Annotated in this window: 2 protein-coding genes; both read right to left on the bottom strand. The window is 66.4% G+C overall.

The window, feature by feature from the left end:
* Positions 1-923: methyl-accepting chemotaxis protein (locus AC1DNF_RS35580; RefSeq protein WP_478153625.1), on the bottom strand; the 923-nt coding region annotated here is incomplete at its 3' end.
* A 56-nt stretch (positions 924-979) separates the two neighbouring features.
* Positions 980-1,483 (bottom strand): methyl-accepting chemotaxis protein (locus tag AC1DNF_RS35575; RefSeq protein WP_478153623.1); only part of this gene is annotated, 504 nt, incomplete at its 5' end.

Genomic DNA, 1,483 nt, shown 5'->3' with positions numbered 1-1,483 from the left:
CTGGTGAGCTCCTCCATCGAGGCGGCCGTCTGCTCCAGCGAACTGGCCTGCTGCTCGGTGCGCGACGAGAGGTCCTGGTTGCCCGAGGCAATCTCGCTCGAAGCCGTCGCGATGGTGTCCGTGCCCTGGCGCACTTCGCCCACCACCTTCGCCAGGCTGGCGTTCATGTTCCTGAGCGCCTGCATCAGCTGGCCGGTCTCATCGCGGGATCCGACTTCGATCGTCGAAGTCAGGTTGCCGCCCGCCACCGTCTCCGCCACGGCGACGGCACGTCCCAGCGGCCGAACGATGCCGACGGAGAGACGCCATGCCAGCAGGCCACCCGCCACCAGCGAGATGGCGGCCAGCACCAGCAGCGCCGTACGGCCGGCGGCGTGATCCGCCGCGATGCCGCGGGCCGCCTCGTCGATGCGTTCACGCTCATGGGCGCCCAGCTTGGCCACGGACGCCTCGTAGACGCCGAGCGCGGCCGACAACTTCGTGTCGGCCAGCGCGTTGGCCCCGTCGAAGTCCTTGTCCGCCTTGAGCTTGGCCAGCGCGGGCAGGATGTCCAGCACGATCTTGCGGGTGTCCGCGATCGCGGCGTACAGCTTCTTTTCCTCCGCGGAGGTCAGCAGGCCCTCGAGCTTCTTCTGGATCGGGTTGATGGCCACCGACCTGTCGGCCCGGCCCTTCGAGAAATACGCCTCCGTGGCGGGGTCGGTGGCCTTGACCATCGCGAAGGTGCTCACCATCGCCGGACCCAGGAGGTTGGACCACTCATTGGCCAGACGCTCCTTGACCAGCGCGTCCTCCATCATGCTTCTTGTCGCGCTGCCCACGCTCTCCAGGCGCCAAAGGCCGGTGCCGGTGATGAAGGCCATGAGCAGCAGCATCATGGCGAAGCCGATGCCCAGTCGGGTGCCGATTTTCAGGTTGTTCAAACTCATCTCACTTCTTTCAAACAATTGCGGGTAAAACTGGAAACGGAGCTCTGGCCTCAGACGGCGAGCATTCGCGAGTTGACGTAGCCGATGCCTGGGTGCTTGTCGAGCCTGAACACGCCGACGGTCTGCGATAGATGGCCGGCCTGCTCCTGCAGCGATTGCGCCGCCGCCGATGCTTCTTCCACCAGCGCCGCGTTCTGCTGCGTCACCTGGTCCATCTGCGTGATGGCCTGGTTGATCTGCTCGATGCCYGARGTCTGCTCCTGGCTGGCCGCCGTGATCTCGCCCATGATGTCGGTCACGCGCTTGACGCTGTCGACGATCTCTTCCATCGTCTTGCCCGCCTCGGCCACCTGCTTGCTGCCCTCTTCCACCTTGTYGACCGAGTCGCCGATCAGCGTCTTGATCTCCTTGGCCGCCGCSGCCGAGCGCTGCGCCAGGCTGCGAACCTCGGAGGCCACGACGGCGAAGCCACGGCCCTGCTCGCCCGCCCGYGCGGCCTCGACCGCCGCGTTCAGCGCCAGGATGTTGGTCTGGAAGGCGATGCCGTCGATCAC

Source organism: Variovorax sp. 01T432 (genome assembly GCF_056398605.1).
The sequence above is the reverse complement of the archived record's forward strand: the minus strand, read 5'-3'. Positions and strand labels throughout refer to the sequence as shown.